Raw genomic sequence first — 24,626 nt, 5'->3', positions numbered from 1 at the left:
TAGTTAAAACAGTACCGGTCATAATTGAAATAAATAAATATAGATATTACAAATGCTACTAAAGTTGGATACAATATTTCTATCAAAGCTGAACCTGAATATTTCATAATTTAATTTGTACTTCAATCGCTTCTCTTCTTTTTAAATATAGACCTTCTAATTGTTTAATCTTACTTTTTATTGAAAATTCATTAATAGCTTTGACTTTTTCTATTTTGGTTTTATCTCTTATACGTCCAGTTATCAAATCAATTGGCACTATTTTCCCGGAATCAACATCTTCTATCTTAAGCTTAAAGCTAGTAAATTCTTTTTCATATCCCATAGAACTAAGTGCATCATTAGCTAGTTTCTTTAAATAATTTTTATCTAAATATTTTTTCTTGGTTCGACCACTTGTAACAGATATAGTTATCTTTTCGCCATTAGCTTCATCCAAAAGGTTTAATGCTTCAGATATAGCAGGGGTCGAACTATTTTTTTTCTTTTTATTATCAACCGAGACTACATCCATTTCTAAACTAGTAACACCTTGACTTTCAAGAAATTCTTCATAAGCATTGCTTGAGGCTATAGGTTTAAAATCGAAAGTGTCTATTTCTTGGTTCCTATATATTAAAGTTTGAAGAGATGATAATGTAACTCCAGGAACTCTACTTTCAAATGCAAAAACCATAGTTTCTACATCGTAAAAATATGCGGAATCATATCCTAATCCTTTAAATCCAGATAAATCTAATACTTGAGGTTTTGTACCTGTTTCATCCATTTTAGGGGGTATATTAGTCTCTTGAGTATAAATTAAAGCACCACCTATATATCTGTTATTATATACTTTTCCGCTAGTCGCACTAACTGAACCTTCTACCCCTTGTTTAATACTATCTACTTTACCCTTGAACTTAAAGGCTTTTTTAAATTTCTTTTTAACTTTTTTAATATCCTGGGTTTTTGGGTTAATTAAATGTGGTTTAATTTGATAATAATAAACATTGTTTTCCTTGTATTTTTTAGTCATACTTTAAATTTTTATTGGTAAAAGTTTGAAATAGTAGTTTAAAAATATGGAAAAAATATTATTTAATTTATCTAGTATCACATCAAAATAACCAGTATTTCTTGTAGATTCAGATTCCAAAATTGGTAAACAAACGTTTTAATTAAACCTTTAAATTTATATTAAAAGTATATTCATTATTATTTAAATAAATACAGTAGTGTTTAATAGCAAGATCAAAAAAAAGCAAATCAAGCTCCCCAGGTACATTGATCTGACATTCTACAGTTACCCCTCTATACATAAAATATCCCTTGTCCTTCTGTTTAGCCCACCTTTGACCATCTTTAGCTACTACCATAACTAAATCATTAAAACCAGCTTCTTTAATTAAGCGTAATAGATCAGCTTTATTTAATTTGGTCGATAATTCAAAGTTATCTAGCTTATTTATCAGTTGTTCTCCTATCATATCCATACTATCTTTTTTAAACTTATCGAAATATTCTACTCACCTGGTTTTCATAATCCGTAGGTAAGCGTTCAAACCATACCTGTTCAATGGGGTGCATATAGTAAACGATATTGTTTGAGTAGATAAAGCCATGTTTAAAAGCAAGCCGGGTCAGCATGGTTTCCATCTCGTATTTGTTCTTTTCCAGTTTCCGGATGTTGTCCCCATCATAGATATAATGCTTATAATCCTGGACTTTCGCCCAGTGGTTCCGGTCGCTTGAAATTACAATAGCATAGCCCTCCCTGCGGTAAGCTTCACGTATAAGGGTACGTACAAACTCATGGTTAAACCCATAGACCATCCGGGGTTGTTTTAACTCCATCCTTACGTTTCTTTCTCTCTTTATCATCTTATTAGGATTTATTCCTACTAAAGTAGGAATAAATCCATATATCGAGCAGTCTTTTTCCAATAAAACTATAAACAGGTTTTTTCAGTAGCTATATAGGATATTATATCTACACCTTTAAACAAAGAAATACTTTTAGGTGCAGAGAGTTACATCAATCGGAACCCTCATAGAACTCGCACCGTATGTTTGACCTATGAAAAAAATTATAGCCATTACCGTACTGCTTATGACCCTGCTTGCCGGGCATAAAGGTTGGAAAGTAGTTAAAAAACTACGCCATGCCGGGCGTTTACAAATTGGGGTAGCCAAATTTAAAATACGCAACCTTTCCACTACTATTAAAAGCGAGGTTATATTAAGTATCGGTAACTTTTCCCCTTCCACCTTTGTTATTGACCAGATTGGTATTAACATATATACCACTACCGGGGAACTCCTGGCTACCCAAACTAACCCGCTACCTAGCCCTATTACCCTGCTCCCCAACCAAAACAGCAAACTCCCTTTAACCTACGGAATTAATACTGCGGTACTCTTATCGCAAGTACATAAAATAGGCGGTATCAGTTCCATCCTGGCGAACCAGATCACCGAAGGTAAAAACGGGCTTCCGATCGTACTTAAAGGTTTTATTGCTTCGGGGAACCTGACCAAAGATATTGACCAACCCTTAACTGTTTAAACTATGCAAAACCTGTTATTACTATTACTCTCGCTCACCTTTACCGTTGTCCTGGCGGTGATCGGTTACTTCCTACGCACCGTGCATATCGAGGTAAAATCCTTTATCAAAGAACTGACCGCCTATACCAGCCATTTAAAACAACTGATCGTAGGGATTCAGACCCAAATTGATAAAGGCATTGAAGCGGACATCGTAGAGATCAAGGCAGACATTAAAACCCTGTACCGCAGTACCGCCCGCCTGACTGAAAACCAACCAAACCCTAAAAGCAATGGATAACTTACTTGGAAAAATAGAAGATGCCGGGACGGTTGTCTACGGTGGCGGGATTGACCGCTACTGGACACGGGAAGGGATCGACATCGATTTTAAAAAGATGTTCAATGATACGAAGGACGAACCCTGGATGTATGATAGCAACCTTGCCCTGGAACACTTCCAGTTTAAAAGCATTGAGTTTGGAAACTGGATGAGCCAACAAGACCGGGCTAACTTTTTATATGCATCCACCTTATCCTTGCACCATTTAGCCTTGTTACTGGATATTAAAGATTCAGAGATTGGGATGAAAGGAAAGCTTTCCCTGGCACTGGGGGCAAGGGGGAAAGGAAAAGCAGCAGCCCACTACGAGCGTTACGGCTCGGTGGTAATCAACCTTACCAAAACCCAGGGTATTGGCTCTTTAGCCCATGAATACGGGCATGCGGTAGATAACCTGTTATCGGTACATACCGGGCAAAAAAAGCAATCCTTTGTATCCGGGGGTAGGACTACTAGAAAAGGCTATGACCCGGTAATTGCTAAAAGCGATAACTACTTTGAAAAGCAATGCGAAGAACTCTTTAACGTGCTGTTTTGGGATAAGACAGGGGAAAAGACCTTCTTTCACCGCTACTTATTAGGTGAAGTAACGGGCAGTGGTAAGGAAATCCCAAAGGATAAGCGGGATGAACCCAACGAATACCTAAACCGTAGGAACGAAATCTTTACCCGAACTTTTGAAGTATACGTATGGCACAAATTACAGGAACAAGGGATTAAAAATACGTTCTTAGTAAAACCTTCCTACAACGCAAAATACTACCCCAGTGAAAAGTTGATGCTACAGGTAGCCCCTTTTTACGAGCGTATCTTTAAACGGGGCTTTAACCTGATGAAACGTAACGCCCCCCTTGCCGGGGTAGCTACGGTAAGCGGTTGCGATGGCTTAAGAAAAACCCTAAAAGATAATGCAAGCTTGGACGATACCCTGACCCATATGCAACGTATTGCCCGTAGGGATATGCTACAGGTAAAAAGTTTAGCCTTTTCCCTGCAAGGTGGTTCGATCAAACAAACCAGTAACAACATCTGGGACTACCTTAGGGAGAACACCCGCTACAAACTAGACCAAAACGGGATTGAGGAATTGCGTACCCCAGCCAGGAGTTTACATGATGGCAAGCTTGCCCTTAGCGACCCTAGTTACGGGATTGACTGTGATGACTATACCATCCTTATAAGTGCCATTCTTCTAAACCTGGGGATTAGGCATGAATACCGGGTAACAGCATACGAAGAAAAGGGGAATTTCGGGCATATCTACCCGGTAGCCCTTGATACCGACAATACCCCGTATATCATTGATGTCGTACCCGAGATACCCCACTTTAACTACGAAGCAAAACCCATTATAGACCTTAAAACCATACCTATGGAACTACACGAACTATCCGGTGTTGGCACCGACCCCATGCAAAGTGCCATTACTAGTGAAGAACAACAAGAACTCCTGGACGAGTTAAACGAACCTTTTGACCTAGCGGGGATTGATGAAGAAGATGATAGCGATACGGAATTTGAAGGGGCGTTCCTCTCCGGCTTCGGGGAAGTACTAGACCCAGACGAGGCAGAGATCGTACTCTCCGGTACTAGTGATGTACTCAACCTTATAGAACAAGGCATTAAAACCGAAATCTATAAAGCCGAAGCAAGCTTAAAAAAAGAACTGCGTAGCCCTTCGATTGTTAGCCAAACCATCAACGTACCCCGGGAACTGGCGTTACTCTCTAATGTAAAACGAAGCTTTGATAATGAAAGTACCCGGATAACCACACTTAAACAAGCCATTGCTTCGGGCAGTAGTTATGCCAACTTCTACCGGGCAATCCTGGCGACCCTAGGTCAGATGGAAGGTGAAAGTTTACAAGGGGTAGCCAATACCCCCCTAGATGAACCGATCTACCTTGCCCGTATGGATATGAAAAACAGTGCCTTTGATGACCTGTTGGATGAAAGCGACCCCAAGCTAAACGGACTGGGAAGCTTAGGCAGGAGAAGGAGGAGGCGCGGGCTTTTCCGTAAGATATGGCGCGGGGTAAAAAAAGTAGGGCGTAAAGTCGGTAAAGGGATTAAAAAAGCGGTAAAAGCCGTTGTCCGGTTCAATCCGCTGACCGTCGTTGCCCGCGCTGCTATCCGTACCGTACTTTCCCTGAACATGGGTAAGATTGCCAGTAGGCTTATCTACGGCTACTTAACCGAAGCCCAGGCAAACCAAAAAGGGCTAGACCTAAACGAATGGCGTAAGTTAGTCCGGGCGAAAGACAAAGCAGAAAAGTTTTATACTAAGATAGGCGGGAAAGCCGACCGTTTTAAACGTGCCATTGTCCGGGGGCGTGCGGCTAAGAAAACCGGGCTTCGTTTAGGGGCAGCCGCTACCGCTACCAGTACCGCAGCAGCAAGCCCTTTTTTGATCTTTATAAAGAAGATACTAAGTACGATCAACCCCGCTAAACTCTTTAAAAAAGTAGCCACTAAAGTATTTAACAAGCGGGGTAGCCAGCGTACCCCTGCGGTTCCATTCCCTACCCGGAGAAGTCCCATGAGTACCCCGTCTTTTACCCCAACTACAATTAATAGGAACACCCAAAATTTTATACCTACTACCATGAACCCAAACCCTTCCCTAGTACCTACCCAAAAGCCAAGTTTTATCAGCCGGGTAAAAATGATATTTAACAAACATAAAAAGAAGATCATCACCTTTGGGGCAATCGGGCTGATTGCCATTATCGGGGCGGTTATCTGGCAAAAGAGCAAGAAGAAAAAGAAACGTTCCCTGGCAGGGATTAAAGCTGCTAAAACCCGTGCGCGTAACCGTAGAAAAGCCCTGGCGGGGGTTCCCGCTACCCGTAGGCTCCCCGCCCGGAGGACAACCACCACCAGAAGACTACCCGCCCCAAAACGTACAACGCCTAAACGAAGGGCAACCACGGTGGGGAGGGTAAAAAAAAAGCCTAGTTCGCACTTAGCTAAGATGCACGCAAAGGCAAAACAACTACAAAAGAAACACCCTAATACTAAGTACGCAACGCTCCTAAAAAGGGCATCAAAACAGATTTAGATTAGTTGATAGTTGGTAGTTGATAGTACCTAGGAGGGTTATAAACTGAAAACCACCAACTAACAACTGACAACTACTAAAGAGTAACAAATTTACCAACCCCTAAAACTATAATATAATGAACGAGTTTAACGAATTTGAAGACAACGATGTAATCTTAGCCGGACTGGGCGAAATTGACATGGACGATATGGATGATTTTGAAGATTACGACGATGACGAACTAAGCGGAAGGAGAAGGAGCCGTGGGTACTCCCGGGTACGTCGCGCCCGGAAAGCCATCCGTAGCGAACAAGGGGCTTCCCGGTTTAGAAGGCATTTTCTAGATCGCTTGCACCTACTTCCCGGGCATATCCAATCTGCCCTGGCAAAAGGGAAAGCCCAAATCTCCGATGCCCCTTACTATTCTACCAGTGAGATGCGCGGGACACGCTCCGAACTTATCAAACTAAGTACCCCCGAAGAACTGGGGCTGACCAATATCGATAACGGGAAGCTGAACAAAGACCGGTATTTGACCCTATCGGGTATCCGCTTACTTTTTGATAAGGATGCGATCAACGGTTCTTTTACCGATACCTTCCCTGCCGGGCTGTTAAACGGGGAATGGGAAATGAGTCTTAACGGTCAAAAGATTTTTGAGAAGCAACCTGTAAGGCGGTTCTTTGATGGGTTCTACGGCTATAATTCCGATAAGCCTTTCGGGTTATACGTACTGAACAACCCTAAGATCATTGCCCCCCAGACCCCGATCGAGTTTAACATCAACCTCCCCGAAGAAGTACAGGGTTATTTAAAACTGTTCTTAGAAGGGACAAGTGTTTACGGGAACTAACCATTAACCAACTACCTACCCCAGGGGCATTGCAAATAAAGGCTTAAAACCCATTGCAATGCCCCTTTAAAAAACAAAACATTATGGTCAACTACGATAGATACACCAAAGCAGAACTTATCGAACAACTACGCGTAAAAGATACTTCAATAGAAACCTTAAAGGAAGCGGTAAACAACACAACTACCCCGGATAGTTTAGAGCTGACCCCGCTAAGTGCCGACAGCCTTTTATCCGCCATATTAGCCCTTCCCGAAGAAGAAAAAGCACTGTTACCTTCCCTTGTCCGTACCACCCAAAAAGGGATCACTGCCTATACCGCTATGATCTACGGAAATACTGACAATAGTATAAGTAATACGGAAGACGTTCCGGATGATGACAATAACGATGATAACAACAATAATACAAATACCCCAACCAGTCCAACACCTCCATTTTTCGGGTAACCTTCTCTTTTAAAAACAGCATACCATGAACAAAAAGAAAATACAACTGATCGAAAGGGAAGTCACCCGCGCCAATAGTCTTATCCGTATCTCCGAAGATTTGGATAGGAACTACGACCGTCTGACCGGGATTGCCTTTCTACACACCATTGGTAGCGGGCATTTGTTACAGTCCATGACCGTGGATAGTATGGAAATCTTCCCCCGTGGGTTTGAGGTTGCTTTTTTACAGAGCAATAGCCAAGTAGCCCCTAAAGACCGTTTCTTCCCACTTAATGAAACCGCCCAGGGGAAGAAGATAGAAATTGATTTCCAGGATAATTTTATTAGCTATCACAGCGAATGTTGCCTTAATCAAAACAACAATAGCAATAATGACAATAGTGGATACAGCAATAATGCCAAAGGGGACTATAATGGGGACTATGGCGGGGATTATGACGGGTCTCAAAATAACAACGGGGCGGTGTACCCTTATACCTTAAAAATCTACTTAGAACTGACCAATGACTAATACCAAAGTAATTACCCTATTTAGCGGGGAACTCGAAGGGGGGCAACGATCTGCCTTTAGCTATACCTTAAACGGGCTGGGCAAACTGGTAAGTGGGCTGTTACATAGCAATAAGGCTTCGGTATCGGTAAGCTTCCAAAACGAAACCCAGTTAGAAATTGATAGCCTGGACACCCTACTTACCAGTTCCCTGGACTTGCCCCCCTCACAGCGTATCATTTCCTGGGAACAGGAACTAGCCGATTGTAGTTATATCTCCGGGATGGTACAAAACCTCGCTACCCATAGCAGGACAATTAACCTTTATGCCCTTATACAAGAATGAAAACAAACGATGCCCTTTTATGCCATTTGGTAGCCAATTATACCACCCTTCAAAAGCTACACCCCAAATACCAGGTTGACGAGTTGCTGTATAGCCCTAAGAAGATCAAGGTAGGGGTAAACGAAGTAGTCTTTATCCACTATATAGAAATAAAGAGTGGTGATTTTAATTTACAAATTACCACCCCTACCAGGGCGGTACGGCTTACCCCGGACAATACTACCGACCATAAAAGCAATACCATCATCCAGGCAATCGGGAACATACACTTTAGTTCCAAAAGCCCGGTAAACTTTTATGTACAGGTATTACGAATTCAATACTAATGTAGTTGGTAGTTGACAGTTGTTAGTTGTTAGTAGAAGTTACTAACTAGCAACCGTGGGCTACCAACTACGAACCACCAACTGACAACTAAAAAGCACATGAAAAAAGTAAAAAACTATATCCCTACCGACCTTGCCAAAAAGAAAGTGACCCGGTACAAGTATTGGTGCATCAAGGACGAAACCGGGATTATTATCACCAGTTCCGAAGATGAAAACCAGGAACTCTCCTTTTCTGAAATCCTGGATAAGATTATTGCCGATAACGTAGATGCCGAGGTACAGGTAAAGTTTGGGACTAGCGAACAGAATAGTAGGCTTAACGCCCCGCTTTTTATCCGGATCAACGAAGAAATCGAATGGGTAGAACCCGAAGAAGACGAAGAAGTAAAAGTAAACGGTATCCCCCATAAAGTAGATAAGAACGGGAACGTTAATATCAACTTCCAACCCCCAAAGGTAGAAACCCCAATTGTAGAAAACACCTCCGATACCATCCGCCAGGAAATGGAAATACAACTGGAAGGACTTCGCAAAGAAAATGAACTTAAAGAACAACGCTACCAGTCTGATTTGCACAACAAACTAGCCGAGCAAACCCTAAAGTTTAAAGAACTGATGCTTAACGAAAGGGAAAGTAGGCTAAGGGAGCGGGAAAGTGCAATTGCCGAGCAGGAAGCACGCCTTGAAGAGCGTTCCTTTGAGATGCAAGATACCCTAAAGGGCTATGCAAGGCATGTACCTGGGGTATTGGGGAGCCTAATAAAAGAATACGTAGGGGTTAAAAACGGCAAAGCTTCTTCATTAGGGGACACTAATAAGAAAAAGAAAATCAAACCACCCATTACCCGGAACAAAGTAAACTTCTCTTTTGTTGAAGAAGAACCAGAACCAACCGAAGGAGATACAGACTATGATAACCTACAGGATATAGAAGTTTATGATGAAGAAGTAATCAAAGTTGATGAAACAGAAAACAATACTATTTCAACCGAAGCAGATAATACTGTATTAACCGAAAACCTTAACAACTAATAACTATCAACTGACAACTACCAACTGTCAACCAAAATCGAGACTATGAAACCTTATAAAGTAAACATCGAAGTACTCGCAAACAATCCGGAAGAAGTAAACGAAAAACTACAAGCCTTTCAGGATTTAAGCGACCATTTAAACCATGAAGATTTTATCTCCTCCACTGCGGTGATTGTAGAGAACCCAGATATTATCGAATTTGTAAAAGAAGTCGTACCGGAAGAAGGCAAAGAACTGACCCTTACCGATTACGTACTGATTGCCAAAAAAGCCTTTGAGCGTTTTAGCGATTAGTTAATTTACTTACCCTAAAACCTAGCTTATGACCCCCATACTTGTATTATCCACCCTTAAAAATATCTTGTCCAACCGAAAAGTACAGATTGTTTTGATACTCCTTATCCTTTACTGGCTGTTTAAAAAAAAAATAGGTGACTTTATACGACGGCAACGCCAAAAGAAGTTTGACCGTAACGATGGGGACACCATTAACCAACTGGTACACCAGTACCGGGCAATGGCAAACCCTTCCGGGATATCCTGGATGCAGGACTTTGACGGGACTTCTACCAGCCAGCTATTAAGTTTAGCCTACCAGACCCGTGGAAAACTTGACCTGGTATCTAAAGCCTATCAATTAAAGTTTTCCGAAACCTTGAATGACCGGCTACGAAAGGAACTAAGCGCATCAGATTTTCAGCGGTGGAACGATATTGTAAACTGATAACCCGCGAAGGCGGGTTTCTTTTTTCCCGTTCAATACACCTTGTAACATGAAGATAAAATTTACCCCAAACAACTACGGTAAGGGGGTACTGGCGATCCTAGCCCTTATCCTTACCCTAATCTTATTTAAGAAAAATAAAACCCTAAATCAATTACCTATGAAAGCAATTAATTATGTAAAAGCCCTTACCTGGGACTACCACAGTAACCGGAGGATCCAAACCTTGCACCCTGCCATTCGGCAATATGTGGTGAATTTTATAAACCACATGGAAGAAAACTTTAATATCACCCTTCGTGTTACCTCTGCCTTGCGAACCTGGGAAGAACAGGAAAAGCTGTACCTGCAAGATAAAGACGGGATAGATAACAACGGCAACGGTCTGATCGATGAACGGGAAGAAGATGTGACCAATGCCAAACCTGGGGAGAGTTACCATAATTACGGTTTGGCTTTCGATGTGGTAGAAATTAAAAATGGCAAACCCCTCTGGAAGAACCCGAACTGGGGTTTGATCGGAAAGGAAGGAAAGAAATTCCTGTTTACCTGGGGCGGGGATTGGAAAAGGGCAGACCGCCCGCACTTCCACCAGAATTTTAGCCTGCACCACAGCGAATTGGCCAAACGCTACCGGGCAGGAAAGAGGGACGGGCATTATGTACACCTATCCTAAACCACTATTAACCTTAATACAAAAACTATGTTAGCATTACTTAAACTACCTATTATACGCCACCTTATTGCCGGGATATTAATCCTGGCAATAGGTTTTATTACCGGGAACACAGTCTTTCAAAAACGCCTTTCTGAAGCCAAGAAGCAAACCCAGCTTATTAGCGGAAAGTATACCGAATTGGAGAAACAATATACAAACCTATCCATCCGGACGGACACGCTTCAAAAAGCAATTATTAGCCTTGCTAAAAAAGAACATATTAAAGTAGATAACCATATCTCAAACCCGAAAATAAAACGGGGGTCTAGTTTGAATTTCGTTCCGGAGAAGAAGACAAAAGTATTATTTAAAGAATTTGATAAAAAATCAAGCTGGATGAAAAGATTATTTAAAAAAGGAAGCTAGAATTTTGACTATTAAATAAAAGTTAAAAAAGGGGGCTATTATACCCTTTTTTTAATGAAAAAAGGTGCAAAACTACACTTAAAATAGTTAAAATCATATAGTTCAATTATTCAAAGAATCTTTTAGTTTTGCTTGTATATTAAGACTTTACGTCAACAAAAAAACCATTTTTTACTAAATCCAATTGTCAAAATTTACATTATGAAGAAAGTATCATTTTTAACTGTAGCAATTTTAATATCTTTAACATCAATTTCCGTAGTTAGCTGTTCATCTACGGATATAAGTGAGGAAATGAGTCTTGAAGATCAATCGAAAAATGAGATTGATATTAACGAGGTTGATGAATCAACTGAAACATATAGTATTGAAAAAAGTAAAATTAAAGTTCCACCACAAGGTTGATTATGTTTTAATGATAGTATTGATACTATACCCAATACTATTCTATTCTTATGAATTAATACCGAAAGGTATATCCAAAGTTAATATCTTTGGATATACCTATGTTTCCAGCTACTTTGAAAGTATTTACATTTTAATGTGGACATTAGTTGGTAAAATTCTTCCTTTAATTGCTTTTTCTTTTATCTATGTTAGAATAAATCGTTTTTGGACTTATTTTTTATTTGTTCCTATAACTATGTATTTATTCCAAATTATAGCGGTAGTTAATAGTGATCTACAAATCGTAGATTCCATTGAATTCTTTTATAGTTTACCCATATTCATTTTCTATTGTTTTCTACTGTATGTTTACAAGCAATATATAACTAAAGTTAAATTAAAAAAGGATTATGAAAGAGAACTATTAAAGACAGGAATTGAAACTATAGTAAATGAAGAGTAAAAAAGATATTGAACTAAAACATCAATACCTTCGCTCTCTGAAAAAAGATTTTATAGAAGGTAGAATTACCAGGCAAGAGTTTTATAAATATGTTTTGTCTGAACTAAAAAATGTAGAAAAAGAAGAAGATAGTTTTGAATCTTACCTTAAAAATATATTTAAGAGAGGAAAACATTAACCGTTAATATTTATTACCTTTTGCTTCAATTTTTCTACCATATCTTCTAATTCCAAAATTCTCTTAGTATCTAATAAATCCTGTTTGTAGTGAGTATTCGATTTTATTAATAATTCTTCCACTAGTTGTTTAAGATATTCTTTCTGACCGTCGCTAAATTCATTAGTAAAAGTTTCTTTTAGTTCAATATTTGGATTTTTATTAATTATCATATTTCCTTCTCCTGTTATCAACCATACAGGATTTAGATCAGGGAATTTCGCAACAAATTTTTCTAATGTATCTGTAGTTATTGCTTTACCATTTAAAAATGGTTTTGCTAAGGTTCCGTTAGATACACCAATACTTGTCTCAATTTGCCTAGTAGATATCTTCAAATGATCAACATACTTTTTTAACCTTTGAACTATTTTCCCCATAAATTTTGAATATTTTCTACAATTTCATATATTCGTAGAATATTTTCTACAATAGATTATATTTTAATAATGCTAATATATACATTTTACGGTTAAACCGGAAGTTAAAAAAGTATAAAATTAAGAAAGTTTTCTATAGCATTAATTACTTAGATACCTATGTAAATAATTAGTAGATGACAAAACAAACTAAAAGAATGAAAATAGAATCTTGGCTACTAACTAATTATGAGTTAATAAATAAACAAGCTTTAGATAGAAAAATTGATGCTCCTAAAGGAACAGTTCAAAAATTTATAAAATATGGAAAACGCATTAATGATGAAAGAATTAGAAAGTTATACAAGGTTATCTATGAACTTACCAAAGTTTAATTTATTAATTAAAAACACTATTTCTAAAATGAAGAAAGAGGATGAAGAAACAAAATATTACTTAGAACTACTAGGGCATCTACATTTAGACTTTATCCCTTTTTGTAAAGGGGTAGCTGAAAATAGAGATTATGAAACTTTACTAGATTCCTGGATTAAGGACTTGTTTAAAAAAAATAAACCTGTAGAAGAAGCTAAAGTGTTATTGATAAAGCTAAGGCATGAACACTTTTTTAAAGAGGACGAAGCAAGCTAACATACATAATTACGATTACCCCATCCCCAAACGCCATGAACCCCTACTTATGCAATTTAATAATTATGCAACCTTACTAAAACCGATAAAACTTAAAACCAATACTATGGACGACCTTACTTTAAATCTGATTTAATACATTTTTAACAACTCGTAAGTAGTTACATTGTAACCTCTTATTCAGTTACAAATACTTACAAATATTTACAAACGAACGTAAACGTTTACCAACCGGGTATAAGGTTTTATGCCTCATACTTTTGACCCTAACAACTACAAAAGCGGATATTTCTGCTTTGATAATGAATAAACCTATGTCTAATCACACAAATCACTTGCCAATGAAACTATAGTACCCTTCTTTACTTTTATCGGAAAAATGATCTAAGGCAAAACCAGGTTTTTAGCCCAACGGATCGCTCTACGCAAAATTTTAATGAAATCTAAAATAAATTTTATATAATGAAAACAACAAAATTTTTGGGCGTACTATTTATAATAGCGTTCAACCTTCAATTTCTCACTGCTCAAAATGCAAAGAGCAGGTGCCTTGCAAATGCCGAAGCTATTTGCAACCTTGGTTCTAGTATTAGTTTAATTGATAGAAAACAATATGATATCCTTGTAGATGAATTATCCTCGTGTTCTTTAAACAATGCTGTGACCCTTTATGCGCAATCCTTGCTGATCCTTAATACTAGTCATTTGAATGGTTTAAGTGGAGAGAGAAGGGAAAGGGGGTACCGTTATTTAAAGAAAGCAGCTGCTTTAGGCTACGAAAAAGCGGATATAAGGCTTGCTATTTCTTATATGACAAATACCTACCTTAATAAATTTCCTTTCCAAGATGGTGGTATAAAGGCACAAGAGATCTTCCAGAAATATCCAAATAACTCAATTGCCCAGTATGGACTGGGTTACATTGCCCTGAAAAATCTTGGTCAAAGAGAAATTACAGGATACCCTACAGCTAAAAAATACTTTCTACAAAGTGGTTTACCAATGGCTAACTATTGGTTAGGTATCATGCAATATTTTGGCTACGGGTTCACCCCTGACAAGGCATTAGGTTTAGATATGATTAAAAAATCAGGGGTCGCCCATGCCCAGGAAGTTTATGACTTTTTGAAAAAGCGAAACCCTTCTACCATTGATACTAAGTTGACAGATAGGAATACTTATGATGATATAATAGCATACGAAGATCGGCTTTTTAACCGGGATATAACATCCGTTGAGTTTCTAAATAAAAGGATGACAGGTGAGGTCATGGAACGGACTTACGACAATAAATATGAACTAAGGAGAAGTAGGATAACCATACGTATTGAATCCGATATGATCCAAAATCCGGATGGTTCGTATAATGTCGAAATATCTACAGGATACCTTAGTCTCAAAAATCATAAAACCCGTGGCAAGTTAAATGGGAATATTATCTCTATAAACCAAGATGCTGGACCGGTTAGTATAAGTTTTAGAGATGCTGATGAATGGAACCCCTTTGTAAAAAATAATTTTTACGGGATGACAGATTTTAGGATAATGAACATACCTAAAACCAGTCCATGGGGGACGACAAGGTACGTTATAGAAAGTATGAGAACTTACGATAGCCGTAATGCTGAAAAAGGGGTTCGTCTGATGTTATTTACATCCATTCTACCGGACATATCCTTTGGACTTGGAGCCAAAAATGCTTTAAACACTGCTAATAATTTTGCTAAGGTACACCCCAACCCTTTTACCAATAGCTTTTCAGTTTCATATAACCTAGACACTAGCTCTAAGGTAAGGATAGAAATCTTTGACCTTATGGGGAATAAAGTTATTGGGGATGCCAAAGAAGTAGAAAAACAAAAAGGTCTCAACACGGCTACTTTTAATAGTTCAAAATTGCTTAAAGGCAACCACATTATACGCTTTACTATAAATGGTGAAGTATTTACACAAACAATTACCAAAATATAAAACTTAGTCAAGATGAAGATACTATATAGACTGGTTATCCTAGTAATTACCCTTTGCACCTATTCCCTAAGCGCACAGTTTTACGAACAAGCAACAACCCTTGATGGTAAGAGTAGGTCTTGCGTAAAATGTGAGGAAGGGATGATTGACCCTGAAAAAATCAACAACCCTAATTTTGAACTTCCCTGTTATTGTGGCTCGGAAGCAGATATTTGGACTTTTAAGGTCTCTTATGACTTTATCAATCATAACTATCATCAAGATTTGCTTAGGGCTTTGCATAGGAAAATGGACATAGCTATCAATAAGAACTTAAAGAATAAGTTTAAAATTGAATTTAAAAGCACGGATGAAGGTTTAAACTATATGTTCAAAAACTTTTATGCCTATAAAAAAACCAGACAGGATTTAGACCATTTGCAACTTGCCACATATCCAAATGAATATAAGCAAGACCAGAAAGGGGCAAAAATAGAAAGGCTAAGAACGCAACATGAAGTTTTCACAAAAAGGTACCGTGAGATGCGGGATGACGGAGGTAAGGGAAAAGAAAAGTATGGTGACTTAAGGGTATATGATCCAATAACCAATGAAAAGCGATCAAGGATAGTGGACTACAATGAATCGCAAATGAACGCTTTCGCAGAAATTGCACGTCAGGAAATAGGGAAAATAGGGTTTCAACATTCAAACTTACGCGAACGTATAAACATGGTAAATGAGATTGTAAGAAAGGCTAAAATTGGTAATTATGACCACCCTTTTTTCCAATTTGTAACTGATAGATACAAAGAACATTACTACGATATAGAATATCCGGATTTACGCTACCAAGCCGTTGCTGCATATATGCTATACACAGGTTATTCCGATGATGTTAGCCATATGCCTTGGCGGAACCATTTAACTGATAACCCATATAACCTCCTTCGTATCAAATGGTTTTCTTCCGCATATAATTGGATAAACGATAACAGCCCTGCGAAGTTTAACTTTGAAAAATTCGACTATCACCTTTTAAGGTATGCAGTAATTCAAAATTATAGCGATAAGGCAACTGCCTTTTTACGAAGTAACCGAAATGTATCAGAAAGTCTAAAGAAATTTTTAGAACAACAAGATTACAATGCTACTGCTTTACACTATACACAGTTAGTTACAGATGATGCTGTTCTAAACAAGAGGTTTAATTATGTAAACGACTATATTGAGAGGGGGACTGGTAGTATAACTTTTAGGGAACGTCAATTTAGTTTTAGATGGTCAGATAGGTATAGAGATGATTTAAACGGTGTAGGTATTTATGTAAGATCGTTATTTAATAATCTAAATAGTGATATTACCGAAGAATCTTATATAGATAACCTTTTCCGAACAGCACACTATCAAATTCTAGGACAATTTTCTGTTACTTCTATAAATAGTGTGTTTAATATACATGGAATAGAGCCAGACCTTAATGTTAATTCCAGGATTGGTCTTACTATTGATGGGGAGGGGTTGTTTAATAACCGTGAACTTTCATTAGAAGCCGCCTATACCATACTTGAGCAAGACCCGATAGACAGGGAGTATAAAAGTGCTTTATCGAAGATACTCCGTGCATGGGATGATGATCTTATTGATGGTAAAAACCCGGAAGCCTTTTTTGATTCTTTAAGGTTTTCATACGGTACTGACGAACCCTTAGACCCTATCTATCAGTTTTATTATTCTGTTCTTTTTGCCCAGGAAAAACTAGAAATCCTAGAAGGTGAGGAAGCAAAGTGGTGTAATGAAAACCCTACTGCCTGTAACGCCCTTGCCTTATGGCGTGCAAGTAGTGAGATAGTTCATATCACACTTGATGGGTTGGGGTTAATCCCAGTAGGTGGTATTGTTTGTGATTTGGCAAACGGGGTAATCTATACAATAGAGGGAGATGCATTACAAGCCTCTTTATCGTTTTCTGCTGCAATCCCGATAACCGGATGGTTTTCTACTGGTGCAAAATATGGGTATAAGACTATCAACATATTTAAAACAACAAATAAAACTACCTTAAAATGGTTTGTAAATAGTGCAAATAAAATTACTTTTGGTAAATCAGGACAACTACGAAGGGTATTAAAAGGGGTAATTAGAAAGGGTGAACATGCCCATCATATAATACCTTTTGAACTAGGAAAAAACGAACTGATTCAATTAGCAGCTAAGTCAAAACGGAGTTTTCATATTAATGAGTTTGCTAACGGAATAGCTGTAAAGGCATTTAGAAATACTAAACATACTGCTTACAATAAAGCTATAGAAAATTATCTAAATATTAAACTTTTTGAAAATCCTAACTTGACACCAGATCAGGCTTACGATCTTGTTCAAATGTTAATTAAAAAGCTTCGGAAAATAATTGAGGAAAATCCTAATGTAAAAATTCAGGATTTAATTTTAAATTTGAACTAGAAAAGCTTAAGATGAAATATTTCAGTATACAACATTCTTGGAATCCTGAAATTCTTGGTTCTTTCCCTCAGTCGGATAAAGCTGTAATGAAAGGACATGTTGACGATGAAGATTTCATTGGAAATTGGATACAAAAGAAAGTTCCTTTTGATAATCCTAATATTCCTGATATAGTCTTAAAAAGAAAGGCTAAACTTACCGATCTATTACATGCTCCATATGATATGGGATATGTAGGATGTTTAATAATTAGTGAAGACTTTAGAAAAGTATTAGAAACATTTAGTATTAATTTAGAAGATTTTCAATTTTTTAAAATTAAGGTAAAGTATAAAATTTTAAAGAACATTAATTATTATTATCTTCATCCAGCAAAGGTAAATTATGATGCTGTAGACTATCCAAAGAGTGAAATTTTTATAACCTCGCCATTAAATGAGTATAAAGATTTAGTATCTATAGAATCGGCAGAACATTACATAAGGTACCAGGAGGAACTTCGTAAATTTGGATGGAGGGGTACTACTCTTGTTAATTTAAGAATTGAAAACTTAGTAGTCAACCCCAATTTGAAGGAACATATTTTTTGTAATCCTTTTCCTCAAAGTGGAATGTACTTTGTGTCAGATAATTTGAGGTCTGCTATGGAAGAATCTAAATTGACCGGAATTGAATTTTTTCCTTCGGAATTAAAATTAAAAGATTACCAAGGTGAAAATGGTTATCGAAAAAAGATGTATAATTATTAAATAATACTTTAGGAGGGTGATTAGATCACCCTCCTTTATTTTTAGTATAATAGTTCTTTAAAGAATAATTGATGGTATGACTATGAAAGGCTTAATTGAATTTAAGAATGTGGCTCGTCTAATCTAACTAGGCAACTTAAAAACTTTTTACTTTTTTCTGAACTGAAAGGATTAGAATTGAAACTTTATACTAGATCAAACAAAGTATTCTTACAACTTTACAATCGGCAACTCGACCTCCTGTAATAGGATATACCCCTTGGTGACAAAACACTATAGGTGGTTGGATTAATAATGGAATTCAAAACAGAGCATTATCAAAAACAACTCAGGCGATACGATGGAGAGAGCTAATAGCATACTGATTAGATTTATTTGTTTGTTTCTACTACTATTTAGTTTTAGCTGTATTTCAGATAAACCAACGAGTAAGGAGATTGTTGGAACTTGGTATTCAGAAGATAATGGATCATTTACCTTTTACAATGATTCGACTTTTGAAGTAGAAAGTGTTACTAAACAAATTTTACCATTTCCTGAAAAATTTCAATTTTCTAGTTTTAAAGGGAAGGGATTATGGAATTTACACGAGCAGTATGGAAGATGGAAATTGGAAATTTCTTTTAAGAAGGGTGAAGATTTACCTTATGGTATGGGTACTAATTTATTTATTCAGGGAGAAGGTATCTTAGGTAATAGTAGACCTTGGCTTTTAGTTTATTATATTGGTGATCCAGATGACAATGTACAAATTAAGTATAGTCAGCTAAGTAAGAAGGAATAGAAATAGATACATTAATTAATAATTACAAAAAAGGCTTTCATTAATTTGAAAGCCTTTTATAATTTTTTATAATAGCTGTAGTCATGTAGTCAATGTAGTCGTGTAGTTTTTACGTTTTTTAAAATTTTAAATTTCTGGTAAAAGTGCCACTGCATTTTCTTCTTCTAATAAACCTAGAGACTTGAGATAACGTTCAGTCATAGTTACACTCTTATGCCTACACATCTTTTGAATCTTAACAATATCTTTTTCAGCTTTATACCAATTTACACAAGCCGTATGTTTAAAACCATAAATAGTATAATCTTTATTTTCGTCTATACCAAAATGTTTTTTTACTCTTAAATAGTTTTTAGTAATATAATTTTTTCCTAGCTTTTCAAATGAAGGCTCTTTTTTACTTCCAAATAGAAAATAGTTACCTGGGTACTGATCTATATTCATTTTTAAAATGACCTCGCGTAAAGCGGGTGCTATAGGTAATACATCACATCTTTTGCCTTTTGTTCCTTCAACCCAAACTTTAATGATATTATTTTTAAGGTCAATATCAGAAACCTTTAAAGCCTTAAGTTCATTGGGACGTAGAAAGGAGTAATAAATAAATGCAATGAAATTCCATAGATAAGGGTTTGTTTGTAAAACATACTCCTTTATTTCTTTTATCTGATCGTTGGTATAAGGTTTATTTTTTGTACCGTAATTTGTTGGTAATTCATCGACCTTTTCAAATGGATTGTTTTCTTTATCAATCCATTCCTGTTTAATACAATCACTATAAAATGCGCTGATTACTCCTATTTTATTATTATGAGTTTTAGATTCATTTTTAAGTTCTGTTAATATGTATAATTGATAATCTTGTATAATGGAAAAGGTAATATCATCGATAAATTTCAAAGGTTTCTTTTTAACCTGACCCCACTTAAGAAAAGCTTTCAATTCTTTTCTATAAGTATTGATACCGTTTTCACTATACTTTTTAGCAATTCTTATAGCTACTAATGATGTGATAGCTTTATCTATAGTAACACGTTCTTTTAATTTTACAGGTTCTTTAATCGTTTGATTTGAGGAATTATCTGCTGAATCCTGCTGTTGTAGCTTTTGTTTGTTTCGATCAATATGATACCCTTCTTTTAGAAGTCTATCTATTTGTTTACAACGAACTTTAGCAAAAGCCTTTTGCTGTTCTAATGTTTTGTACTGTTGCGGAATTGCTAAACGCTTGCGGGTAAGATCACCTTTTTGAACATCCCAAACGTAGAATAGAATGTAACTTCCTTTTGTAGTTCCTTCAGAGTGAACAAATCTCGCTTTCTTGAATAGGGGCATATCCTGAAATTGATCTTTATTTACTAATCTAAATTTAGCAGCGAACTGGCTTACTGCCACTTCAACTGCCACCTTTAGCTTCTTATTATTCATCTTAATGCTAATTTACTGTAAATCAACATTAAAATTTGTCGGGGTGGCAGGATTCGAACCTGCGACCTCCGCGTCCCAAACGCGGCGCGATAACCGGGCTACGCTACACCCCGATCTGGTTATCTAAAATTTTGTTTTATCTGACTACCAGTTTTAAAACTTAGTACAAATACAACACGTTTTAATAATTCAATTTATTCAATACAATCGCTACAACGAAATGTATTAAGTTTTTTATAGCGGTCAAGCCTTAAGCATAACAACCTCCGCATCCCAAACGCGGCGCGATAACTGGAAGGGGTTTATCCTGTAATTAATACAGGACTACACCCCGATCTGGTTATCTAAAATTTTCAGTTTGCAAATCTATTTTAAATTATTTAGTTAAACTAATAATTACTATCTAATTTTAAATAAATTAAAGCGGAGAGACGGGGATTCGAACCCCGGCAACACTTACGCGTTGACAGATTAGCAATCTGCTCCATTACCACTCTGGCACCTCTCCTATTTTTCAACTTGTAAATGATCGTCTGCATATCAATTATGCGGATGCAAATGTATGTTTTATGTGCCTATCTTGCAACAATTTTAAAATTAATTTTATAATCAAATTCCAAGCTATAATAAGAAACTGAAAATCAGTTTTCAATCTGAAAAAATAACAGGTTAAATACCTTTCATCAGGTTCTTCCATTTAGTTTAAAATGAATCATCAGCTTTTCTTATAATACTTAGTGTATCTCCAATAAGAAACTGTACCTAGAATAGCTAATACCACCACACTATAATATACCGAAGATGGAGTGACTACCTGGTCTCCACTGGCATAAGAGTGCAATCCTTTTAAATAAAAATTCACCCCAAAATAAGTCATAAGAATTGATCCCACCGCGGCTACGGACATTAAGTTGAAAAACCATCGTCCGCGAAGTCCGGGCACTAATCGCATATGAATAACAAACGCGTATACCATAATACTGATCAACGCCCAGGTTTCTTTTGGGTCCCAACCCCAGTACCGACCCCAACTTTCGTTTGCCCACATTCCTCCTAAAAAGTTTCCAATGGTCAGCATTACTAAACCAATAGTTAGCGCCATTTCGTTTATGACCGTTAATTCCTTAATGTTTAAATCCATTTTTTTCTTATTAGAAGTAGTGGTCAAAATCATTAAAAGTAAAGCTAAAACGCCTAAAATAGCCCCTACAAAGAAAGGTCCGTAACTCCCTACAATAATAGATACATGAATTAATACCCAATAAGAATCCAGTACCGGTTGCAAATTAGCTATTGCCGGGTCCGTCCAGTTTTCATGAGCAAAGAACAAGATGATAGCGGCAACAAAAGCCGTTGCCGCAACCGTTAAATGACTTTTTCGCCCGAAGGCTAGACCTAAAGCTACCGTTGCCCAGGCTACATAGATCATAGATTCATAAGCATCACTCCATGGAGCATGTCCTGATACATACCACCGGATAATTAATCCTGAAGTATGTAACATAAATAAAAGGATCACCAGGCTTAACATGGCGTAAACCAGGCCTTTTACCACCTTAGTATCCTTAAAAATACGAACGATCACCACAATCAAAAGCAGTAATCCTGCAACTCCATAAAATCGATAAAGGTTTTTAAAAATATCGTATTTATTTAAAGCAATCTCCGCTTGTATCTTTTGATCCGTAGGTAAGACTTCGCTACCGAATTTCTTTTGAAAACTTTTTATACTTTCTACATATTGATCCGGTTTACTATAATCCCCGGAAGTTTTAGCCTCTGCCAATGCTTGCCGATAAATAGGAATAATTTGCCGGGTGTATACCGAATCCATTCCTGAAAATTGATGTTCGTTTAATTCAGGAACTGATACCCATTTGTTACTAGCATCCCCGGGAACCGGGAAAACTTTTAAAATCCCTCCGCTTAACGCCTGATTCAATAAATAAAACTTTTCATGCGTCTTTAAATAGTCCTTTTCAAAGTTACTAGGAGTATTGGTTTTACTGGCACGTTCCAGGTAAGGAGCTAACTTATACGATCCGTCCGGGTTCATCAAATCAATCAGGGAAACCGTTTTATCCGTAGAAGGAACTCCTAAGATTTTACGAATACTATCATTCTCCCTTTTTAGCTCTATAATAGGTACGCTATACCACAAAAACGGGTTCTGAATCATCGAAACAAAAACCTGATCGGCGGTTAATCCTTCATACGAATCTTTTTTACTCAATTTCCGTAATAATTCCGAAGAAAAAGTATTTACCGGTTTCATTCTTCCGCGTTCATCCTGGATCACAAGGCTACCAAATTTTTCAGCATGTTCTTTTGGCACCACATTAGCTTTGATGATAGAATCAAGTTGTCTTTTTCCAGGGAGGGTTTGAGTATGATCCGTATGTATCGAAGTAGTTGCAGGAACGCTTGACGGAGGAATAGTATCATTTTGAGCCGAAACCGTAAGTCCAAAAGATAAAAGTAATAAAGTTAAGGCCTGCTTTTTTGCCTTTATTTTATTTAACATAACATCCAGGTCTTTAAACCGTGAACCCCTGGTAAATAGGATCAAAATCATCCCTAAATATAGCAACATATAACCAGCGTAGGTAATCATAGTGCCCCAATAATCATGGCTTACTGATAATACCGTACCCTTTTCATCCGGTTGAAAAGAAGCCTGAAAAAAACGATATCCCTGATGATCTAACACATGGTTCATATAAATGTCATAGGGTTCAGTTTTACCTTCTTCTACAATTTCAACTTTACTTTTATAGGATTTATAAACATCCGTTGTACCCGGATATTTTTCAGCGATAAAATCATTTAGTTTTAGCGCAAAGGGCAATTCTAATTTTTTAGAACCAAAAGTTAGGTACATCTCTAGTCCGCCCAGGCTTATTTTTTCCATATCATTGGCAAAACCTTTACCTCCTAGTAGTTTAACAACTTTAGATGTTCCGTTTGTCTCCACATTTACAATAAGTGCATTCTGCTGATTTTGATCTTTAATTTCGGTAGAAATCACATCATAAATACCGCGGGTGACTGGATCCGGGATTACAAATTGCATCCCCCCGGTTTGATATAAAGACCGGAGCATTAGCGGTTGAATACTATCTTTTACCAGAGTACCCCGCTGCTGGTCTGCCATTCGCATAAAAGTTCCTTCAAAGGGGGATTCTATAAAATACTGATCATCTTTATATACAATATTAATCGCCCCTTTTGTCTGATTATTAAAAGAGACCAGGATGTTATGAATATTTGAAACTTCCCCTTCTTTAATAAAATGATCGTGGCGTTGCCCGTCCCCCGCTTCTACAATTTTCAAATATTGATCCCCGTTTTCATCTTCTACTAGTGCTAATTCTGCTCCTTCAATATAGTCAATATAGGAGATAGTAACTGGTTGTTGATTGTAATCTGTCTCTAAGACAAAATCATTATCGGTCGCAGCCGAAAGTTCTAAGGGTTTCTCAACTACCCTTCTTTTAGCTTCGCCGTTGATTTCGCCATCTAAAAATACCGTCAAATAGGTTTTTTCGGATAAAAATTGTGATGTAGTTTCCCCTTCTCGTATGGGCATTACCCCTTCATAACTAATATACCGGGTAACAAACGCCCCTACGATAATAAGTATAAAGGAAAGGTGTAATAATAAAGTAGCCCATTTCTCTTTTTTATATAATTGAAAACGTACGATATTACCACAAAAATTAAGTAAGAAAAAAACCATAATAGCTTCAAACCACCAGGTGTTATAAATCCAAATTCGGGCAGCCGGAGTGCCATATCCGTCTTCTATAAAGGTGCCTACCCCCATCGAAATTGCAAAGATGATAAACAAAAGTGCCATAAGGCGGGTTGAAAAAAGGATTCTCGCTAATTTCTTTTGCATCTGCTCTTTTTTTTGCTATGCAAATTTACGACATTATCAAGGATTA

Annotated in this window: 27 protein-coding genes and 2 tRNA genes; 21 read left to right on the top strand and 8 right to left on the bottom strand. The window is 37.1% G+C overall.

Annotation, left to right across the window (positions count from 1 at the left end):
* Positions 1-103 precede the first annotated feature (103 nt).
* The 3 genes from NBT05_RS12440 to NBT05_RS12430 form a co-directional block, all read right to left on the bottom strand.
* Positions 104-1,018: a DUF6731 family protein gene (locus NBT05_RS12440; RefSeq protein ID WP_265770175.1), complete on the bottom strand. Its 915-nt coding sequence runs from the start codon at positions 1,016-1,018 to the stop codon at positions 104-106.
* A 142-nt stretch (positions 1,019-1,160) separates the two neighbouring features.
* Complete coding sequence (locus NBT05_RS12435; protein ID WP_265770174.1) at positions 1,161-1,475, bottom strand: hypothetical protein; 315 nt, start codon at positions 1,473-1,475, stop codon at positions 1,161-1,163.
* Positions 1,476-1,491: 16 nt separating this feature from the next.
* Entirely contained in the window at positions 1,492-1,863 is a 372-nt protein-coding gene (locus tag NBT05_RS12430; protein ID WP_265770173.1) for a hypothetical protein, read from the bottom strand.
* Between the two features lie 196 nt (positions 1,864-2,059).
* Between NBT05_RS12430 and NBT05_RS12425 the strand changes: the two genes are divergently transcribed.
* The 15 genes from NBT05_RS12425 to NBT05_RS12355 all read left to right on the top strand — a co-directional run bounded on the left by NBT05_RS12425 (position 2,060) and on the right by NBT05_RS12355 (position 12,256).
* Positions 2,060-2,548, top strand: coding sequence for a hypothetical protein (locus NBT05_RS12425; RefSeq protein WP_265770172.1), 489 nt, complete (start codon positions 2,060-2,062; stop codon positions 2,546-2,548).
* A 3-nt stretch (positions 2,549-2,551) separates the two neighbouring features.
* A complete protein-coding gene (locus tag NBT05_RS12420; RefSeq protein ID WP_265770171.1) occupies positions 2,552-2,830 on the top strand; it encodes a hypothetical protein in 279 nt (92 codons plus the stop codon).
* Positions 2,823-5,933 (top strand): LPD1 domain-containing protein, encoded by a 3,111-nt coding sequence (locus NBT05_RS12415; RefSeq protein ID WP_265770170.1) that lies wholly within the window; start codon positions 2,823-2,825, stop codon positions 5,931-5,933. Before NBT05_RS12420 ends, NBT05_RS12415 begins: the two co-directional genes overlap by 8 nt.
* A gap of 118 nt (positions 5,934-6,051) precedes the next feature.
* Positions 6,052-6,768 (top strand): hypothetical protein, encoded by a 717-nt coding sequence (locus NBT05_RS12410; protein ID WP_265770169.1) that lies wholly within the window; start codon positions 6,052-6,054, stop codon positions 6,766-6,768.
* An 83-nt stretch (positions 6,769-6,851) separates the two neighbouring features.
* The gene (locus tag NBT05_RS12405) at positions 6,852-7,217 is read left to right on the top strand and encodes a hypothetical protein (protein WP_265770168.1); all 366 of its coding nucleotides are present in this window, start codon (positions 6,852-6,854) and stop codon (positions 7,215-7,217) included.
* 25 nt (positions 7,218-7,242) lie between these two features.
* A complete protein-coding gene (locus NBT05_RS12400; RefSeq protein ID WP_265770167.1) occupies positions 7,243-7,731 on the top strand; it encodes a hypothetical protein in 489 nt (162 codons plus the stop codon).
* Positions 7,724-8,056, top strand: a complete 333-nt coding sequence (locus NBT05_RS12395; protein ID WP_265770166.1) for a hypothetical protein — start codon at positions 7,724-7,726, stop codon at positions 8,054-8,056. Before NBT05_RS12400 ends, NBT05_RS12395 begins: the two co-directional genes overlap by 8 nt.
* The gene (locus NBT05_RS12390; protein WP_265770165.1) at positions 8,053-8,382 is read left to right on the top strand and encodes a hypothetical protein; all 330 of its coding nucleotides are present in this window, start codon (positions 8,053-8,055) and stop codon (positions 8,380-8,382) included. The genes NBT05_RS12395 and NBT05_RS12390 overlap by 4 nt, the downstream gene beginning before the upstream one ends.
* Before the next feature lie 99 nt (positions 8,383-8,481).
* A complete protein-coding gene (locus NBT05_RS12385) occupies positions 8,482-9,417 on the top strand; it encodes a hypothetical protein (RefSeq protein WP_265770164.1) in 936 nt (311 codons plus the stop codon).
* A gap of 45 nt (positions 9,418-9,462) precedes the next feature.
* Positions 9,463-9,714 (top strand): hypothetical protein, encoded by a 252-nt coding sequence (locus NBT05_RS12380; RefSeq protein ID WP_265770163.1) that lies wholly within the window; start codon positions 9,463-9,465, stop codon positions 9,712-9,714.
* Between the two features lie 28 nt (positions 9,715-9,742).
* Complete coding sequence (locus NBT05_RS12375; protein ID WP_265770162.1) at positions 9,743-10,144, top strand: hypothetical protein; 402 nt, start codon at positions 9,743-9,745, stop codon at positions 10,142-10,144.
* Between the two features lie 49 nt (positions 10,145-10,193).
* A complete protein-coding gene (locus NBT05_RS12370; protein ID WP_265770161.1) occupies positions 10,194-10,820 on the top strand; it encodes a M15 family metallopeptidase in 627 nt (208 codons plus the stop codon).
* Between the two features lie 27 nt (positions 10,821-10,847).
* Positions 10,848-11,228, top strand: coding sequence for a hypothetical protein (locus NBT05_RS12365; protein ID WP_265770160.1), 381 nt, complete (start codon positions 10,848-10,850; stop codon positions 11,226-11,228).
* A 201-nt stretch (positions 11,229-11,429) separates the two neighbouring features.
* On the top strand, positions 11,430-11,633 hold the full coding sequence (locus tag NBT05_RS12360; RefSeq protein ID WP_265770159.1) for a hypothetical protein: 204 nt from the start codon (positions 11,430-11,432) through the stop codon (positions 11,631-11,633).
* Positions 11,634-12,067: 434 nt separating this feature from the next.
* Entirely contained in the window at positions 12,068-12,256 is a 189-nt protein-coding gene (locus tag NBT05_RS12355; protein ID WP_265770158.1) for a hypothetical protein, read from the top strand.
* On the opposite strand, the gene NBT05_RS12350 is transcribed toward NBT05_RS12355, so the two are convergent.
* Positions 12,253-12,675 carry a hypothetical protein gene (locus NBT05_RS12350; protein ID WP_265770157.1) on the bottom strand — a complete coding sequence of 141 codons (423 nt, stop codon included), beginning with the start codon at positions 12,673-12,675 and terminating at the stop codon, positions 12,253-12,255. The two genes, NBT05_RS12355 and NBT05_RS12350, sit on opposite strands and share 4 nt — an antisense overlap.
* A gap of 176 nt (positions 12,676-12,851) precedes the next feature.
* On the opposite strand from NBT05_RS12350, the gene NBT05_RS12345 reads away from it, so the two are divergent.
* The 6 genes from NBT05_RS12345 to NBT05_RS12320 all read left to right on the top strand — a co-directional run bounded on the left by NBT05_RS12345 (position 12,852) and on the right by NBT05_RS12320 (position 19,251).
* Entirely contained in the window at positions 12,852-13,049 is a 198-nt protein-coding gene (locus tag NBT05_RS12345; protein WP_265770156.1) for a hypothetical protein, read from the top strand.
* Positions 13,050-13,077: 28 nt separating this feature from the next.
* Entirely contained in the window at positions 13,078-13,305 is a 228-nt protein-coding gene (locus tag NBT05_RS12340; RefSeq protein ID WP_265770155.1) for a hypothetical protein, read from the top strand.
* Between the two features lie 462 nt (positions 13,306-13,767).
* Positions 13,768-15,276 (top strand): T9SS type A sorting domain-containing protein, encoded by a 1,509-nt coding sequence (locus NBT05_RS12335; RefSeq protein WP_265770154.1) that lies wholly within the window; start codon positions 13,768-13,770, stop codon positions 15,274-15,276.
* A gap of 12 nt (positions 15,277-15,288) precedes the next feature.
* Positions 15,289-17,718 carry a hypothetical protein gene (locus NBT05_RS12330; protein ID WP_265770153.1) on the top strand — a complete coding sequence of 810 codons (2,430 nt, stop codon included), beginning with the start codon at positions 15,289-15,291 and terminating at the stop codon, positions 17,716-17,718.
* An 11-nt stretch (positions 17,719-17,729) separates the two neighbouring features.
* Positions 17,730-18,467: an imm11 family protein gene (locus NBT05_RS12325; RefSeq protein WP_265770152.1), complete on the top strand. Its 738-nt coding sequence runs from the start codon at positions 17,730-17,732 to the stop codon at positions 18,465-18,467.
* Positions 18,468-18,807: 340 nt separating this feature from the next.
* On the top strand, positions 18,808-19,251 hold the full coding sequence (locus NBT05_RS12320) for a hypothetical protein (RefSeq protein ID WP_265770151.1): 444 nt from the start codon (positions 18,808-18,810) through the stop codon (positions 19,249-19,251).
* Positions 19,252-19,377: 126 nt separating this feature from the next.
* Here NBT05_RS12320 and NBT05_RS12315 read toward each other — a convergent pair whose 3' ends face one another.
* The 4 genes from NBT05_RS12315 to ccsA all read right to left on the bottom strand — a co-directional run bounded on the left by NBT05_RS12315 (position 19,378) and on the right by ccsA (position 24,580).
* Positions 19,378-20,679: a tyrosine-type recombinase/integrase gene (locus tag NBT05_RS12315; RefSeq protein WP_265770150.1), complete on the bottom strand. Its 1,302-nt coding sequence runs from the start codon at positions 20,677-20,679 to the stop codon at positions 19,378-19,380.
* A gap of 38 nt (positions 20,680-20,717) precedes the next feature.
* Positions 20,718-20,792, bottom strand: a tRNA-Pro gene (locus NBT05_RS12310).
* Between the two features lie 311 nt (positions 20,793-21,103).
* Positions 21,104-21,187, bottom strand: a tRNA-Ser gene (locus NBT05_RS12305).
* 207 nt (positions 21,188-21,394) lie between these two features.
* Positions 21,395-24,580 (bottom strand): cytochrome c biogenesis protein, encoded by a 3,186-nt coding sequence (gene ccsA, locus NBT05_RS12300; protein ID WP_265770149.1) that lies wholly within the window; start codon positions 24,578-24,580, stop codon positions 21,395-21,397.
* Positions 24,581-24,626 lie beyond the last annotated feature (46 nt).

This window comes from Aquimarina sp. ERC-38, assembly GCF_026222555.1.
Taxonomy (GTDB): Bacteria; Bacteroidota; Bacteroidia; order Flavobacteriales; family Flavobacteriaceae; genus Aquimarina.
This window is presented reverse-complemented; position numbering and strand designations above follow the sequence as displayed.

Excerpts from the sequence above, each read along its gene's own strand:
- NBT05_RS12430 (WP_265770173.1), bottom strand. The coding sequence starts at position 1,863 with ATGATAAAGAGAGAAAGAAACGTAAGGATGGAGTTAAAACAACCCCGG.
- NBT05_RS12315 (WP_265770150.1), bottom strand. The coding sequence starts at position 20,679 with ATGAATAATAAGAAGCTAAAGGTGGCAGTTGAAGTGGCAGTAAGCCAG.
- NBT05_RS12420 (WP_265770171.1), top strand. The coding sequence starts at position 2,552 with ATGCAAAACCTGTTATTACTATTACTCTCGCTCACCTTTACCGTTGTC.
- NBT05_RS12390 (WP_265770165.1), top strand. The coding sequence starts at position 8,053 with ATGAAAACAAACGATGCCCTTTTATGCCATTTGGTAGCCAATTATACC.
- NBT05_RS12405 (WP_265770168.1), top strand. The coding sequence starts at position 6,852 with ATGGTCAACTACGATAGATACACCAAAGCAGAACTTATCGAACAACTA.
- NBT05_RS12375 (WP_265770162.1), top strand. The coding sequence starts at position 9,743 with ATGACCCCCATACTTGTATTATCCACCCTTAAAAATATCTTGTCCAAC.
- NBT05_RS12395 (WP_265770166.1), top strand. The coding sequence starts at position 7,724 with ATGACTAATACCAAAGTAATTACCCTATTTAGCGGGGAACTCGAAGGG.
- NBT05_RS12365 (WP_265770160.1), top strand. The coding sequence starts at position 10,848 with ATGTTAGCATTACTTAAACTACCTATTATACGCCACCTTATTGCCGGG.
- NBT05_RS12345 (WP_265770156.1), top strand. The coding sequence starts at position 12,852 with ATGACAAAACAAACTAAAAGAATGAAAATAGAATCTTGGCTACTAACT.
- NBT05_RS12440 (WP_265770175.1), bottom strand. The coding sequence starts at position 1,018 with ATGACTAAAAAATACAAGGAAAACAATGTTTATTATTATCAAATTAAA.
- NBT05_RS12330 (WP_265770153.1), top strand. The coding sequence starts at position 15,289 with ATGAAGATACTATATAGACTGGTTATCCTAGTAATTACCCTTTGCACC.
- NBT05_RS12425 (WP_265770172.1), top strand. The coding sequence starts at position 2,060 with ATGAAAAAAATTATAGCCATTACCGTACTGCTTATGACCCTGCTTGCC.
- NBT05_RS12340 (WP_265770155.1), top strand. The coding sequence starts at position 13,078 with ATGAAGAAAGAGGATGAAGAAACAAAATATTACTTAGAACTACTAGGG.
- NBT05_RS12380 (WP_265770163.1), top strand. The coding sequence starts at position 9,463 with ATGAAACCTTATAAAGTAAACATCGAAGTACTCGCAAACAATCCGGAA.
- NBT05_RS12415 (WP_265770170.1), top strand. The coding sequence starts at position 2,823 with ATGGATAACTTACTTGGAAAAATAGAAGATGCCGGGACGGTTGTCTAC.
- NBT05_RS12370 (WP_265770161.1), top strand. The coding sequence starts at position 10,194 with ATGAAGATAAAATTTACCCCAAACAACTACGGTAAGGGGGTACTGGCG.
- NBT05_RS12400 (WP_265770167.1), top strand. The coding sequence starts at position 7,243 with ATGAACAAAAAGAAAATACAACTGATCGAAAGGGAAGTCACCCGCGCC.
- ccsA (WP_265770149.1), bottom strand. The coding sequence starts at position 24,580 with ATGCAAAAGAAATTAGCGAGAATCCTTTTTTCAACCCGCCTTATGGCA.
- NBT05_RS12385 (WP_265770164.1), top strand. The coding sequence starts at position 8,482 with ATGAAAAAAGTAAAAAACTATATCCCTACCGACCTTGCCAAAAAGAAA.
- NBT05_RS12410 (WP_265770169.1), top strand. The coding sequence starts at position 6,052 with ATGAACGAGTTTAACGAATTTGAAGACAACGATGTAATCTTAGCCGGA.
- NBT05_RS12360 (WP_265770159.1), top strand. The coding sequence starts at position 11,430 with ATGAAGAAAGTATCATTTTTAACTGTAGCAATTTTAATATCTTTAACA.
- NBT05_RS12355 (WP_265770158.1), top strand. The coding sequence starts at position 12,068 with ATGAAGAGTAAAAAAGATATTGAACTAAAACATCAATACCTTCGCTCT.
- NBT05_RS12325 (WP_265770152.1), top strand. The coding sequence starts at position 17,730 with ATGAAATATTTCAGTATACAACATTCTTGGAATCCTGAAATTCTTGGT.
- NBT05_RS12350 (WP_265770157.1), bottom strand. The coding sequence starts at position 12,675 with ATGGGGAAAATAGTTCAAAGGTTAAAAAAGTATGTTGATCATTTGAAG.
- NBT05_RS12435 (WP_265770174.1), bottom strand. The coding sequence starts at position 1,475 with ATGGATATGATAGGAGAACAACTGATAAATAAGCTAGATAACTTTGAA.
- NBT05_RS12320 (WP_265770151.1), top strand. The coding sequence starts at position 18,808 with ATGGAGAGAGCTAATAGCATACTGATTAGATTTATTTGTTTGTTTCTA.
- NBT05_RS12335 (WP_265770154.1), top strand. The coding sequence starts at position 13,768 with ATGAAAACAACAAAATTTTTGGGCGTACTATTTATAATAGCGTTCAAC.